This window comes from Paenibacillus sp. FSL H8-0122 (assembly GCF_038005345.1).
Taxonomy (GTDB): domain Bacteria; phylum Bacillota; class Bacilli; order Paenibacillales; family Paenibacillaceae; genus Paenibacillus_AQ.
This window is the reverse complement of sequence record NZ_JBBOTB010000001.1, coordinates 5,532,858-5,547,641: the sequence shown is the minus strand read 5'-3', so window position 1 is coordinate 5,547,641 and position 14,784 is coordinate 5,532,858. Positions and strand designations below refer to the sequence as shown.

9 protein-coding genes and 1 riboswitch are annotated in these 14,784 nt (G+C 57.6%); all 9 genes read left to right on the top strand.

Annotation, left to right across the window (positions count from 1 at the left end; genetic code table 11):
* Positions 1 to 165: 165 nt before the first annotated feature.
* The 9 genes from NSS64_RS23920 to NSS64_RS23880 all read left to right on the top strand — a co-directional run bounded on the left by NSS64_RS23920 (position 166) and on the right by NSS64_RS23880 (position 14,760).
* Positions 166 to 1,437, top strand: coding sequence for a vWA domain-containing protein (locus tag NSS64_RS23920; RefSeq protein WP_341141757.1), 1,272 nt, complete (start codon positions 166 to 168; stop codon positions 1,435 to 1,437).
* Positions 1,438 to 1,467: 30 nt separating this feature from the next.
* Positions 1,468 to 2,103 carry a beta-mannanase gene (locus tag NSS64_RS23915; protein WP_340943941.1) on the top strand — a complete coding sequence of 212 codons (636 nt, stop codon included), beginning with the start codon at positions 1,468 to 1,470 and terminating at the stop codon, positions 2,101 to 2,103.
* Between the two features lie 48 nt (positions 2,104 to 2,151).
* Positions 2,152 to 3,414 carry a hypothetical protein gene (locus tag NSS64_RS23910; RefSeq protein ID WP_036731360.1) on the top strand — a complete coding sequence of 421 codons (1,263 nt, stop codon included), beginning with the start codon at positions 2,152 to 2,154 and terminating at the stop codon, positions 3,412 to 3,414.
* Positions 3,411 to 6,665, top strand: coding sequence for a GAP1-N2 domain-containing protein (locus NSS64_RS23905; RefSeq protein WP_341141756.1), 3,255 nt, complete (start codon positions 3,411 to 3,413; stop codon positions 6,663 to 6,665). The genes NSS64_RS23910 and NSS64_RS23905 overlap by 4 nt, the downstream gene beginning before the upstream one ends.
* A 915-nt stretch (positions 6,666 to 7,580) precedes the next feature.
* Positions 7,581 to 7,782: riboswitch (cobalamin riboswitch) on the top strand.
* A gap of 214 nt (positions 7,783 to 7,996) precedes the next feature.
* Positions 7,997 to 10,168, top strand: a complete 2,172-nt coding sequence (locus NSS64_RS23900; protein WP_341141755.1) for an S-layer homology domain-containing protein — start codon at positions 7,997 to 7,999, stop codon at positions 10,166 to 10,168.
* A 434-nt stretch (positions 10,169 to 10,602) separates the two neighbouring features.
* Positions 10,603 to 11,472: a DUF4430 domain-containing protein gene (locus NSS64_RS23895; RefSeq protein WP_341141754.1), complete on the top strand. Its 870-nt coding sequence runs from the start codon at positions 10,603 to 10,605 to the stop codon at positions 11,470 to 11,472.
* Positions 11,469 to 12,413 carry an energy-coupling factor transporter transmembrane component T gene (locus tag NSS64_RS23890; protein WP_341141753.1) on the top strand — a complete coding sequence of 315 codons (945 nt, stop codon included), beginning with the start codon at positions 11,469 to 11,471 and terminating at the stop codon, positions 12,411 to 12,413. The genes NSS64_RS23895 and NSS64_RS23890 overlap by 4 nt, the downstream gene beginning before the upstream one ends.
* A complete protein-coding gene (locus NSS64_RS23885; RefSeq protein WP_341141752.1) occupies positions 12,329 to 14,101 on the top strand; it encodes an ABC transporter ATP-binding protein in 1,773 nt (590 codons plus the stop codon). Before NSS64_RS23890 ends, NSS64_RS23885 begins: the two co-directional genes overlap by 85 nt.
* Positions 14,074 to 14,760: an ECF transporter S component gene (locus NSS64_RS23880; RefSeq protein WP_341141751.1), complete on the top strand. Its 687-nt coding sequence runs from the start codon at positions 14,074 to 14,076 to the stop codon at positions 14,758 to 14,760. The genes NSS64_RS23885 and NSS64_RS23880 overlap by 28 nt, the downstream gene beginning before the upstream one ends.
* Positions 14,761 to 14,784 lie beyond the last annotated feature (24 nt).

Genomic DNA, 14,784 nt, shown 5'->3' with positions numbered 1-14,784 from the left:
GGGTTCACCATAATAATGCCCAGGCTCCGGGTCTCGGACCTGGGTACGGGCCTACACTAACAGGCTTTGTAGGACAATTCTCATTCATTCTGCTGCCGGATGTGCAATAGAATGGAATGGGGAAGCGTGTGTTGATCAAGCTTTTCCCGGAAAGGATGAAATGCAATGCAGCGAAAAATCAATCTGCTCCTGCTGCTGTTCAGTCTGCTCGGCGCGGGTGTAGCGTTTGTGCTCGGTGAGCTGCTGCTGGACCGCAGGCCGTATGATTTACCTCAGATGGTGCTGGTCGGCATCTATTTTGCCATCTTGGCCTTATGTGTTGGAATAGGCGCTCTGGTCGCAGAGACGATCTCGCCGAGGCTGAACGGACAGTCCTGGAAGCTTCGTTATCTGGGCACCTCGTGGAAAATGTTCCCGCTCATGGTTGTGCTGCTGCTTGGTGTGGGCACGCTGACCGAGTTCGTGTACGAGCTGAACTTCGGCGGCAGCAAGCCGGTGAAGAATGTCGTCATGGTGATCGATGATTCCGGCAGCATGATGCAGAGCGATCCGTCAGACCGGCGTTACGCGGCGGCCAAGAATTTGGTGCAGCAGCTCAAAAAAGACAACAAAGTCGCCGTAGTCACCTTCAGCAATGAGGCTTCCGTCGTCCAGCCGCTGCTCCCGCTCTCCAAAGCGGCGAACCGCGAGAAGGTGATGGAGGTCATCAGCAGCCTGAAGACGACCGAAGGCGGAACGAATATCAGCGGCGCGCTGGCCGAAGCGATGAAGGTGATTCATGAAGACGGCGCGGACCGCGGGGCGATGGTTATTCTGTTATCCGACGGCGTCAGCCAGTTCAATACCGCAACGGAGCTGACAGACTATGTGGCGCGGGGAATTAAAGTAAATACAATCGGACTGGCTCTGGATGATCCGTCCGGCGCAAGTCTGCTCCAGAATATCGCCAGCGGCACCGGCGGACAGTATTATGATGTGGCCGATGCGAACCGGCTGGGCGATGTATTCCAGCAGATTTATGACCGTCTGGGCGACCGGACACTGCTGACCGAGCGCAGCGACCAGACGGCGGACAGCCCTTATTATGCTGTGGTGCGTGTGCTTGCATTGATGCTGCTCGGCACGGCGCTGGGTCTGGGCCTTGGCATTGTGTTCGATAACCGCCATCTGGCCCGGAGCTTCAGTATCGGGGGCGCGGCATCGGGACTTGTGGCGGGGCTGATTCTGGAATCCGGCCTGAACGGCGACACGCTCTGGGACCCTATGACCCGGCTGCTGGCGCTGCTCGTTCTAGCGGCTATTCTCACCTTGTTCACATATATCGTGCCTGTAGGGGAAGGGCGCCTGTCGCGCCGGGGAAGAGCTGCCGGAGCTGGTAATGCGCCTGCGGACAGTATTCATTCACCCCGCCGTAACCGCGGCAGTAAAGGGTTCTAAAGCAAGATGCAGGGAAAGGGGCAGGTTGCCATGAAGTACGCCGAGGCAGACGCTGGAGCGCCGGTGATTACCGAAGTTGTATCCAGAGTGGAGGACCGGTTCTGTACGCTGCGCTGGCGCTGGCCGGACGGTGTACAGGCAGTATATATTCATAAGGCCTCTGCGGAGGCACCGGACAGTCATGAGCATCCGCCTCCGGGCATGAAGCTCTACACGCGTGAAGAATACAAAGCGAATAACGGATACCGGGACCGGCTGGACGAGATCGGGATGGTGGCTTATACCATTTACGTGCGGCTTAGCGGGAATGGAGAGACGCTGCTGGTCCGCCAGCAGGATGGCGGTAACCGGGCGCTTGTCAGTGCAGGCAAAGCGAGGATCTACTACGCGGTCCAGCACAAAAAAGGGTTGTTCAGCAAGCTGAAAACCGTGCAGATGACGATTACTGCCGAGGTGCCGGTGCCGAAGGAAGTGCTCTGCTACGTTAAAAAGCGGGATGCGCATCCATCCTCCAAGGAGGACGGTGCAAGGTTCCCGTTCGTCCAGGACTTCGCTCCCGGGCGCAACCAGCTCCCGCCGATCGAGGTCGGCAAGGATGACTTCATCCGTATTTTTTTCACCGACGGGCCTAAATACGGGGCGTATTATGAGCTGGTTCCCGAGTGAGCGGGAGCAGCATACCGGGTGCTGACACAACCCTGAGGAGGATGAGAGATGTCTTTTTTTAGCCGTTTCATGAAGAAGAATCAGCCTGCAGCGAGGCCGCTGTATTACGATATTGTCTGCCCGTTCTGCTTCACGCGCTTTGAGCCGGAGGAAGTGGTGTTCCGGGCCATGCACAGCCGTGAGGATGATGAGAATTATGCGCTCGGTGAGGATGATCTGCTGAATAAATACCGGGAGCGCTTCGGCCTCGATACGGTGGATGATATGGAAGCGGTTCTGCATCCGGCGGATATCCCGGAGGAGTACCATCATTATACAGACAACGTGCTGACTGGGCTCACCGACCGCTATGGGGTGATGACCCGCAGACGGCTCTGTCCGTCCTGCCATAACGAGCTGCCTGTAACGGCCGGCAAGGTGCCTAGCAATATTATCTCGATTATCGGGGCTTCCCAGGTCGGGAAGTCTGTCTATATGACCTCGCTGATCCATACGCTCCAGCATACAACCGCAGGGCATTTCGACGCAGCCTGTATGCCGCTGAATGCCGAGATCAGCCGCAAATTCCGCACCCTGTATGAGGAGCCGCTGTTCGAGCGGGGGGATCTGCTGGCGTCTACCCAGAAGGAGAAGATGCAGGAGCCGTTTATTTTCCAGTTCGTGTTCAAGGACGAGTCCAAGCCCCCGCTGACGCTGGTGTTCTTCGATGTGGCCGGTGAAGGAATGGTCGATCAGGATTATCTGGGCCTGCACGGCCAGCATATCAAGAACTCCGCAGGGATTCTGTTCATGGTCGATCCGCTGCAGATCCGTTCGGTCCGGGAGAAGATCCGCATTAACTTCGGCGACCGCCCGGGAGAGTGGGTATCGCAGTATGATGAGCCGCGTGATGTGGTGCTGACCATGTTCGGTGATTTCATCGCCTATCAGGAGAAGAGCAAGACCGAGATTCCGACCGCAGTCGTCCTGGCCAAAAGCGATATGCTCCACTCCCTCAAGGATGAGGATGGCGACTATATCAAGTCGAACAGCAATGTGTTCAACAACTATGTGCACCGCAAAACGCTGAACCTGGACGAGTTCCACAACATCGACGGTGAAATCCGGCGCTTCATTGAGAAGGTGGACCGTCCGTTCAAGGATACGATGGATGTGTATTTTGCCAATACCGGGTATTTCGCCGTGTCTGCGCTGGGCAGCAATCCGGTCAATCAGAAGGTGGAGGGCGTAGTCAGTCCGATCCGGGTGGATGAGCCGTTCATCTGGCTGCTGCACAAGCTGAATTATATTGAGGGGAGCGACGGGCCGTGAACAGATTGTCAGGGTCCATGATCACCCAGCAGATGTATACCCGCGAGCGCCGTGGCGTATACCGGTCTACAGAGGGCTTCGATACGGTAGCGAAATCGGAGAGTCTCGACAATAATTTTGTCAAAAAAATTCTGCATCCCTTCTGCCTCTACGATGCCCCGGCTGAGCTTACGGCACGCGGCGAGAAGGATGAGGAGCTGTATCCTGCTGCGCTGCATCTGTTCCATACGGAGAGCAACGAGACAGTGATTGGAGAGAGCCGGTATCTGGCGGCGGATTTCACGGGGCAGCGGAGCGCTTTTTTTGCCCATAATTTCGTGGTGCCGCCTATCCGCTCCGAAGAGATTGTCGAGGGGTATGGGGACTGGCTGCATGCGGGATTTGCCCGGAGTTATGAAGGGGAGCCTGGCGGGACACTGCCTGAACTGGATTTGATTCCTGTGGCAACCCGTCCGCTGGACGAGCCGTCAGACCCGCGCAGCGTGTTGTCCGGTCTAGGCTTCACAGAAGAGCTGTTCAAAGCCCTGCTGCAGGCAGTGATGCTGTCCGTAGCCGGGAAGAAGAAAATCTATGTAGCGCTGGATGTACCCATCAGTGAGTTGTCGCAGCGTGCGGCCCGGCTGACGGAGGTCATCTTCGCTGCGCTGCCGTATGACTTCCGCCGCAGGCTGGGAGTGATCACGTATGCCAAGGAGCCGCAGAGCCGCAAATATATTCACCTGACCTTCGTGGAGAAGGGCTCTCTGCGTCCGGGTGACCGGAATATCGAGAAGGATTATATCTTCGATCTGGCAGGGGCAAGGTTCCTGAATACCGACTTCGGCGAGTCGCGGCAGATCTATGCCGATCTGGCCTGGAAGACGCTGGTGGAGAAGGGCGGAAGCCTTCGTGATTTCGCTAAGTTTGCCGACAGCCTGCTGCTCGGGGAGAGTGTGGACCGCAAGCTGTCGCTGGCGCTCTACAATGAGCTGGCGGTCTTTTATGAAATTGAGCAAGGCAACGAAGCCTTATATACAGATAACAAGAACGCTATACTTGGCGGCCTGCTGTCCTATCTGAAGCCGGAGGGGAAGCTGGACTCGCGGGTGCGGCTGAATGATATGTTCCTGGAGCGGTTCGACCGCGAATATGATCTGATCCGCAAGAAGGGGATTCCGTCAACGGAGATCCTGGAACAGTTCAAGGCGTATTACGCGCTGCCGGGCCATAATTACCGGGTGAAGATCGTCGATTACTTCATCAACGGGATGCTGAACTGCCAGTCCGGGGGCCGGGAGGATGTGCTGGCGGCGGCTTACGGGATTATTGAGAGCGATGCGGAGCTTAGTGAGGCGTTCTTCAAAAAAGTGTTGTCCCAATCTCTCTTCCGCAGAGCGCTGTTCGAGCCGTATCTGGAATCCCGGCTGGCAGCCGCTGCCGGAACGGCGGATATCCTCCGCCTCGTGGGCCACTTTGGCCGGAGTCTTCCGGAGGTGCTTCAGCAGGCAGCGGTACGGGATACCTTCAAGGAATATCTGCTGGAGAAGCTGCAGCGGGAATCCGATCCGGTAGCGGCGGTAACGGCTGTTCATGAAGCGGTCCAGCAGGCAGAGAAGCAGCGCCGCAGAGGCGGCGTATACCCGGAGGCCTTGTCCGTTATGGAGGAGCTCGGCACGGTTGCCGACCGCTTCCTGCTGAACCGGATCTCGCTGGACGAGCTGACGATGGAGCAGCTGCTGGAGATCTCGTTCCTGCGTTACCGGGATACGGCAGACTGGCAGCCGCCGCTCGATGCGATTGCGAAGCGCAAAGCGAATGCGCTGCGTGCAGCCTACCGCTGGTTCGGGGAGGAGTCGCCGGACGAGGAGATTTTTGCCGGACTGACGCCGCGTGAGCTGGACGATGTACAGCTGCTCGGCGCGCGGTGGCTGAAGGAAGCGCGGAGTCTTGAGCCGTTCGACCGGCTGCCGCTGGCCTTCTATCACAGCAGTGAACGTGAAGGCGGGCCGCTGGATTATGATGCGCTGCTGGATCTGGTGGTCCGCAAGGCGGGCAATGACAAGGAGACTGTGTACCGGTTCCTGGATTGGTCGCAGCATAGCTGGCTGTTCGCAAGCTCTGGCAAGAAGCTGTGGCCGAATTACAAGCGGGCCGTGCTGAGATACTTCCTGAAGAGCGACCGCGAGGCATTCAAGAACCGTGAATTCCGCAAAACCCATCTCGACACAGCAACGCCTGCTATGCAGACTGTCTACAATGAAGCCCGCGCCCAGCTGGCTTCGCCGCTGGCGCGGTGGGTCAGCCGCAGCCGATTTCAAATCCTGATCTCAGGGAGCATCCTCGGGATCATTCTGATTGCGGCGGTTATCCTGCTGAGTCAGCTTGGGGGACGCGGCAAGGATACAGCCGCGCCGGTGGCCAGCCCCAGCCCGCTTCCGGCAGTGACCGGAGGGGCCGCTGTAGCGGCCCCGGTCTCTGTCCGGCTTATCGGCGGAGATGCAGGGTCCGGCGTGGATAGTGGCGGAAATGCAGGAACTGGTGGGAGTAATGGCGGTGATGCAGGGAGCGGCGGGAACAGTGATGGAGGGGCAGGAAGCGGAGAAGCGGGAAAGAATAACGGCGTTAAGCTGGTGTTCAGCTTCACTGATGCGGCGGAATGCTCCGCCTTCAAGCCGGAGCGGATCAAGGTGGAGTCCGCCAGCGGCGTTACGGACTACGAGGTTAAGGCAACGGTTAGCAGTTGCCAGGTTGAAGCAGGCGCCGGAGCGGACGGCGGTGCGAGTGGTAAGGCAGGCGCCGGAGTAGACGGCGATGCGAAGGGTGAGGCAGGCGCTGGAATGGACGGCGCTGCGAAGGGTGAGGCAGGCGCCGGAGTAGACGGCGCTGCGAGCGGTGAAGCAGGAGCCGGAGTGGACGGCGGTGCGAGCGGTGAAGCAGGAGCCGGAGTGGACGGCGATGCGAGCGGTAAGGCAGGCGCTGGAGCGGACGGCGGTGCGAAGGGTGAGACAGGCGCTGGAGCGGACGGCGGTGCGGACAGTGAAGCCACCGCCTCTCCAGCGGCGGCGGGGACTCCTCCGTCACGCGTATACGAGGTGACGGTGGAGCTGGCAGCAGGCGCGAAGCTGGCGGCAGGTGATATGATCACCGCCGGAGGCTACACGCTGAAGCTGGCGGCAGATCCGGGCAGCGCCCCGGAGGTCCCAGCCACAGCCGCGCCTAGTGCGGAACCCTCTGCTTCCGCAAGCCCGGAAGCAGACACGGATGCAGAATAAAGCAGCGGCAACAAGCTGGCTGTTTACATTTTTTAACTAGTGCGATCGGGTAACATTACCTTCAGAGATAGGTGTACTCTGTACAACTAAAAACAGTGAAAAGAAGGGCAGACCTATCCTAACTGTATTCCATACAACTAAATTTGCCCGAATGGGCGAAAAGCCGGATACAGAAGCATTTTAGGTGCACGAAATACAGCTAAAAGTACATTTGGCGGTAAATCAGACGATTTAGTTGTACAGATTGCATTTAAGCATACAGTGTGCACCTTCGTCGGGGTACGGCAGACCCTCAGCAAGCGAGGGGGTTAAATTAAAGGCTAATTAGTTTAAACCTGATGATCGGCTAGCGGCTCATCCTACGTTACCTTAGCGTAGTGCATTTATTAGTGCTCCGGCAGGCTGGAATATATGGAATGTAGCAGATAGGTATGCTGGTGTCCGTAAGTAGCTAATCTATCGCACTTTGTACACTAGAATCAGGCATATTGGAGCTTATATGGCGTTCTGTTGTATTCGGTACATTAGATTTTGGAAATTCGGCCCGGCGGAGGGTTCTTTGCCACAATCGATTGTATGAAATGCAGCAGAATGCGTTATCGGCCGCTTTTACACCAATTCTAATGTACATAATACAATCGCCTGCTGCCGCTGTCTCCGCTAGTACCGCCAACGTCTTAATTAACCAGCAGAAGAACGACTCCATAGTCCTGAATAGTACGATGTGCCGGGGTAGCGGGCATGTGCTGTTCAGGATTTTTTGGTGCGGGCTGGCCTGGGCGAGGCCTTGGGGTGGCTGTGGCTGTAATAGAAATAGCTGGTCTATAGACATACAGGGGAATAGTAGCTATGATTGTTTCAGAATATTAAAAATTTAATAAGCTTTGGGAAAAGGTGCGGATGTCTAAGAGACCGTACGCTGTTGCCGGCAGATGCTGGCAGGGCTATGTCTAATAGAGGAATCTGCTTAAAAGGGAAGCCCGGTGCAAGTCCGGCGCGGTCCCGCCACTGTAAGTACGGAGCAACTCCTGAGGAGCCACTGTCTGTTAATGGGATGGGAAGGCGGGGGAAGCGGTGAAGTATGAGCCAGGAGACCTGCCTTTTTCGTTGTTGTTTCTATTCTTCGGGGGTAAGAATGTGGAAGCAGATGCTGATATTGGCGAGGGCTGTATATGCTGTATTGTATGTAATGCGGGAGAGCAATCGGCTCCTTCAGCCGCCCTGTATTGTATTCTTCCCCGGCCGCCCTGCACAGGGCGGTCTTTAGGTTGCCGCTCTATTTGCGTAAGGAAGCAGGATTCATCCATTCTATTTCAGGAAAGAGGTTAGTTATGAAGAACCACTCTCTATCATCCAGATTCACACGGCTGGGACTAGCTGTCATTATGCTGTTCGCACTGCTTGGAGCAGCCGTAGTCCCGTCAGGACAAGCTGCTGCTGCACAGGCAGGCGGGACTTCCGCACCCGCGGTATCCGCTCTGCCCGCAAGTGAAGCAGCCAGCGTAACCGCTGCGGTCTATGCTACTGCGGAGTTCATGCTGAATAACGGAGTCCAGTCGGACTGGCAGGCGATTGGCCTTGCGCAAGCGGGCTACAAGGTTCCAGCCGGCTATCTGAAGACGCTTGAGGGCAAGGTGGCTGAGGCTAAGGGTGTTTTTGCCAGAGCTACGGACTATGCCCGGATCACGCTGGCTGTTAAGGCACTGGGCGGCGACCCGGCGAATGTGTCAGGCTATAACCTGATCGAGAAGCTGTACAATAACGATAAAATTACGGGCCAGACGCTGAATAATCCGGTCTATGCACTGCTGGCTCTGGATTCCGGCAGCTATACGATCCCGGCCAATGCGAAATGGACACCGTCGAAGCTGCTGGCAGTGATTCTGGCGAAGCAGAACCCGGACGGCGGCTTCACCCTGACCACGGGTGCGAGTGATCCGGATATGACAGCGATGGTGCTGAACGCACTGGCTGGACACAAGCAGGAAGCAGCAGTGAATGCTGCTGGTCAGCGGGCGGCAGCCTGGCTGGCTAAGGCACAGGATAAGAACGGCGGATATGGCGACAGCAGCGAGAGTGTAGCTCAGGCCATCATCGGTCTGTCTGCCTTCGGCATTGATCCTGCAGGAGCAGATTATACGAAGGGTAATATCAATCTGGTCAGCAAGCTGCTGAGCTTCAGCGCAGAGGGCGGCGGATTCGCCCACACTGCAGGCGGCAGCTCCAATCCGCTCTCTACAGAGCAGGCGCTGGAGGCTTTGGTAGCGTACAAGCTGTTTGGAACAGGCGGTAAGCTCTTTGACTTTAGCGGCACACCAGTGAAGAATCCTCAGGTAAGTGTCTCCGTTACTGTTGAGGGTCCAAATGGAACCTTGGCTGAAGGCAGCGTATACGCTGGAAATGTGCTTACGGCACTGGACAAGACAGCAGCAGCCAAGCGCCTGGCCCTGGTCAATGAAGCAGGCAATTATGTGACGGGGATCGGCGGCGTGACTGCGGGTACGTTTGGCGGATATGATGGCTGGATGTATGTAGTCGCACGCGGCGGAGCATGGATCTATCCAAGTGTAGGTATGGGTGACTTCATGCTGGAGGAGAATGACCGCATTGTGGTCTATTATGGCGGGGACAACACGCAGGTGGTTGATGCCGTAACCGTGACTCCCGCACAGCCGCAGCCTGGACAAGATCTGAAGGTGCAGGTGAACCAGAAGCAATGGGTCTGGAATGAGGCGACCTTCACCTCCGATCCGGTAACCTCACCGGCAGCAGGCGTACAGGTAACCATCGGCGGCAAAACAGCAGTTACAGATGCTGCGGGTGTGGCTGTTGTGGCCGGAGGTCTGCCGGCGAATAAATATACCCTGACGGTTACGGGATATCTGAAGGATAAAACCCCGGCAATCGTCCGTCATACGGTCCCGGTAACCGTGGCTTCTGCTGCGGCGGACCGTCCGGCTTTTGCCGATGTGAAGTCGATCTCGCCTTGGGCGCTGGAGTCGGTATACACGGCGTATGACCGCAAGCTGATGAACGGTGTGAGTGAGAGCAGCTTGCTGTTTGCACCGAAAAAGAATATTACCCGTGCTGAATTTGCAGCGCTGCTGCTGCGGTTAACCGGGAACGAGCCGTCTGCGGCGTCTTCTGCTGGGGCCTTCAGTGATGTTAAGGCCGGTACATGGTATTATGGAACAGTGAACCGGGCGAAGGAGCTAGGAATCATTAGCGGTGTGACGGCCAAGACGTTTAAGCCGGACGGGCTGGTTACGCGCCAGGATATGGCTGTGATGATCGTTAGAGCTTTTAAGCTGGATTCGGCATCAGCCGGAGCAGGAGCAGGGGCCGGTACATTCAGCGACGAAGATAAAATTAGCGACTATGCATTGTCCGCTGTCCGTACGGTGACGGGACTTGGATATATGAGCGGAACCGGCGGCGCATTCGAGCCTTCCGCTGTCGTAACCCGTGAGATGGCTGCTGCTGTGGCGGTTAGATTGCCTTAGTTCTTAGTAAGAGCAGGGAGCAGACTGTATTGCAAGCTGGTACTGCACGTTGGGGCCGACGATAAGTGGATAAATGACATCTAATTTGGCCGGATTTGCTGTAGAGCGGGAGCTAGTTGGATAAACGACACTTATTCAGGCTTGAAGCTGCAGAAGGATGAGGTATGGGCAGAATTAGATGCCCTAATTCCAACTAAATTCTTTACAGGTGCGTAATCTGGATTATTAAGAGTAGAAAATCCAACTAACGCACTCATGCCGATGATCCGATGAGCCGTATAGGGTTGCCGAAGCGCTGAAAGGCTCGTTTGACGGACGGCTTTGCTTGGAATTCGTTTGGATATGTGTTGAAAAGTAAGCATAAGGTGTATGAAGGAACGGGGAACAGGCTGACTGCCCCCGTTCTTTTCCCTTTTTGTGGAGGTGTGCAGGTAATGTTCAATTTAGTCAAAAGAGGCCGGGGAAGGCTGGCTCCGCTGCTTCTCCTGCTGATGGTATTGCTGCTCCCCGGCTGCTCCTCAGCGCAGCCGGATCAGGCAGGCGGCGTCACGCAGCCGCCCGCCGGTACCCCGGCCGCGCAGACGCCGCGGCCTGGAGACGAAGCGGCTCCGCTGCCGGGAGCCGCTGAGGGCACTGCCGTACCTTCCGCCCCTGCGGAAGGTACGGCAGCTCCGGCGTCGCCAGCCGCAGCGGCGACGCAGCCTTCGGCGGGCGCAAGCGAGCCCGCCAAGCCCCCGGCGTCGCCAGCCGCAGCGGCGACGCAGCCTTCGGCGGGCGCAAGCGAGCCCGCCAAGTCCCCGGCGTCGCCAGGCGCAGCGGCGACGCAGCCTTCGGCGGGCGCGAGTGAGCCCGCCAAGCCGGCGGCCACCCCCAAGCCGCCGACCCCCAAGCCCGCGCCAGCGGCCACGGCTAAGCCGCCAGCCGCTACGCGCTCTCCGGCCGCCACGCCCAAGCCGGACAATGTGGTCACCCTCTCCATCACCGGAGATGAGGAGCATGGCGTGATTCTGGCCGCTGCCCAGTATGAGATCAAGAAGGGCGAGAGTGTGCTGGACCTGCTGAAGCGGATTACGCGGGAGCAAAAGATCCAGATGGAATATCAGGGCCGCGCAACATTTGCTTACGTGGAAGGTATAGATAATTTGTACGAGAATGATCACGGGTCAGAGAGCGGCTGGATGTACAAGGTCAATGGAGAATTTCCGTCCAAGGCTGCGGGCAGCTGGATCGTGGAGCCCGGGGATACCATCGAGTGGCTGTATACGCTTGATCTGGGCAAAGATCTGGGGGCCAAAGCGCCATGAGCAGCGGCTTCCGTTCCATGCATCCGGTAGTAGCCCTGCTGTATTATGCAGGGCTGCTGCTGTTCGCTCTGCTGGTCTTCCATCCGTTATTTCTGGCTACAGAGATAGCCGGACTGCTGGCGCTGCTGCTGTTGCAGGGACAAGGGCGGCTGCTGGTGCGCAGCTTGCCTTTTATGCTGCTGATGGCAGCTTCCGTGGCCTTGCTGAACCCGCTGTTCTCGCATAGAGGAGCGCATATTCTGTTCTACTGGCTGGATCAGCCTATTACACTGGAAGCTGTACTGTACGGACTGATGATGATGACTATGCTGCTTACTATTTTTATCTGGTTTATATCCTATAATTACACGGTGACTACAGATAAATTCATGTATCTGTTCGCGGCGGCTGCGCCTAGAACGGCGCTGCTGACGCTGATGGCGATCCGGTTCGTGCCGCTGTTCCAGCGGCGGCTGCGCCAGATTACACTGATCCAGCGTCTGCGCGGAATAGATACCGGTACGGGAAGCCTTAAGAAAAGAATGACGGACGGAATGACGCTGCTCAAAGTGCTGCTGACCTGGTCGCTGGAGGAAGCACTCCAGACAGGAGATTCCATGACAGCCCGCGGCTACGGCAGCACCAAACGCAGCACTTACACGATATACAAGGCCGATTTACAGGATAAGCTGGTGATGCTGCTGTTAACCGTTAGCGGTGTGGTTACGCTGCTGTTCTGGGTGCAGGGCTACGGCAAGCTGGAGATCTATCCCCGGATGAGACCAGCGGACTTCGGCTGGCAGGAGGCCGTCATGTACGGAAGCTTCTGCCTGTTCGTGCTGATTCCTGCGGGACTGGAAGGAAAGGAGAAATGGTTATGGAGATCCTCAAAGCACAGCAATTATCCTTCCGATACCCTGAAGAACACAGGGACACGCTCCATGAGCTATCGTTCGTCATAGAAGAGGGTGAATTTGTCGTGCTCTGCGGCCCGTCCGGCAGCGGCAAAACCACCCTGCTGCGCCATCTGAAGCGGGAGCTCGCCCCGGTGGGTTCATCCAGCGGAACCTTGACCTACAAAGGGCAGCCTCTGTCCGGGCTTCCGGCAGCGGTAGCCGCCGGGGAGATCGGGATGGTCTTCCAGAACCCGGATGCACAGATTGTGATGGATACGGTCTGGCATGAGCTGGCCTTCTCCATGGAGAACCTGGGGCTGCCGCCTGCTGTCATGCGGACCCGGCTGGCGGAGATCTGCGGCTTGTTCGGGCTGGAGCCGCTGCTCTACCGTCCGGTACATGAGCTGTCAGGCGGACAAAAGCAGCTCATGAACCTGGCCTCAGTGCTGCTGCTTCAGCCGAAGGTGCTGCTGCTGGATGAGCCAACCTCCCAGCTTGATCCTGTTGCTGCGCGGGAATTCATTATGGCGCTGCAGCGGCTGAACGAGGAAATGGCGGTCACAGTGATCATCAGCGAGCACAGGCTGGAGGAGGTGCTGCCGCTGGCCGATCGGGTGCTGATGCTGGAAGACGGCAAGCTGCTGGCCGATGCCGCCCCCCGCCTGTTCGCCCGGCAGACCGGCAGCGGAGCCTTGACCTCGGCTGGGCGCTACCTGCCAGCCGCCACACGCCTGTACTTGCCGCTCGCACCGGGAGCGGATTCGGCTGCGCCGGAGAATATTCCGCTGACCGTGCGTGAAGGCAGACGCTGGATACATTCTCTGATGACAGGAACGGAGGCTGGCGCTGAACTGGTTAATAACTTGAATAGGGAGGTAGGGATGACTCCCCTCGTTTCCCGCATACAATCTGTTCCAGAGGGGGATACACCTCCACCCCCCGCCGGAGTATCCGTGAAATCCCCGTCAGAGGAACTCCAAGCTGCCTTCGCCAAGACTATGCTCACCTGCCGCGAAGTGACCTTCCGGTATGAGAAGGAGGGCCGGGAGGTCCTGAGGAAGCTCTCGCTGACGCTTAAGCAGGGGGAGCTCCTGGCCGTCATGGGCGGAAACGGTGCGGGCAAGTCCACACTGCTGCATGTGCTGAACGGGCTGATGAAGCCGCAGCGCGGCAAGATAGAGCTGGCCAAGGGCATGACTACAGGTCTGCTGGCGCAGAATCCGCTGCTCTATTTCAGCTATGATACGGTAGCCGAGGAGCTGCAGCATATGGGCAGCTACGCCGGGTTATCGCCTGAAGCAGCAGCAAGCGAGATTGAGGCTTTGCTGGCGGTATTTCAGCTCCGGGAGGTGCTGCAGAGTCATCCGCATGACCTCAGCGGCGGGCAGCAGCAGCAGACCGCGCTTGCCATGATGCTGCTGATGAAACCGGATATTCTGCTGCTGGATGAGCCGACTAAGGGGCTTGATCCGGCCGCCAAAGACAGGCTGGCCGCCCTGCTTCAGCAATTGCGCGGGCAGGGGATCAGCATTCTCATCGTAACGCATGATGTAGAATTCGCGGCTAAGCATGCTTCGCGCTGCGCACTCCTGTTTGACGGGGGAATTACGGCAGAGGGCACACCGGCTGAGTTCTTCAGCAGCAATTACTTCTATACCACGGCAGTCAACCGGATAGTGCGGGACTGGCTGCCGCAGGCATTGACCATAGAGGATGTGATTCGCGCATGGCCCGCTTCCGCATTCCGCTGCTAATTGCCCTGGGACTCTTCACCGCCGGGCTTGCGCTTACCGCAGCCTTCACTGACCGGCATTATTTGCTGCTTAGCGTGGTGCTGCTGCTGGCTGCTCTCCTGCCGCTGTTCATCCGTCTGGAGCGCCGGCCGCGCAAGTCCCGTGAACTCGTGCTGCTGGCTGTGTTGTCCGCTATTGCAGCGGTCAGCCGGATTCCTTTTGCTGCGTTGCCGGGGGTAAAGCCTGTGTCGGCCGTTGTCATCCTCTCCGCTTATGTCTTCGGGGCAGAGGCGGGCTTCGTCATCGGAGCAGTCGCTGCCCTGGTCTCTAATATTTACTTCGGGCAGGGGCCCTGGACGCCATGGCAGATGTTTGCCTGGGGCATGACCGGACTTACAGCCGGTTGGCTGCGCAGGAGCTGGCTATTGCGCCGGAGAGCCGGGCTGCTGGTTTTTGGCTTCATCTGGGGGTTCCTGTTCGGCTGGATTATGAATATCTGGGTCCTTCTCAGTCTGCCGGATGCCTTAAGCTGGCGGCTGGTTGCCGTTACGTTTGCCGCAAGCTTTTACTTCGATCTGGCCCATGCCTTGTCGAATGTATTCTTCTTAGCGGTGCTGGCCGGAGGCTGGACCAAGGTGCTGCAGAGATTCCGCAAGAAATATGGCTTGCTTCAAGAGTGAATGGAATTATAATTAAGGGATATC